Genomic DNA, 204 nt, shown 5'->3' on the forward strand with positions numbered 1-204 from the left:
GTAACAGGAACTCCTCCAACAGGATCTCCGGTAACAGCTAAGTCAACCGATCCAAGTCCAATTTGTTCGACTTGTCCACCAAAAGATCCAGCTGCATGTTCAACTTGTACAGTAGTTCCTTTAACGTCTTCACCAAAAGTAACGGTAAGCAAAAAAGGAGTTTATGTAGATGCTAATGCAGACGGTATTGTAAACGTTGGTGAT

Annotated in this window: 1 protein-coding gene; it reads left to right on the forward strand. The window is 42.2% G+C overall.

The window, feature by feature from the left end:
- Positions 1–204 (forward strand): hypothetical protein (locus tag FLA105534_RS23680; protein ID WP_217427738.1); only part of this gene is annotated, 204 nt, incomplete at both ends.

It is taken from the genome of Flavobacterium collinsii (genome assembly GCF_902804485.1).
Taxonomy (GTDB): Bacteria; Bacteroidota; Bacteroidia; order Flavobacteriales; family Flavobacteriaceae; genus Flavobacterium; species Flavobacterium collinsii.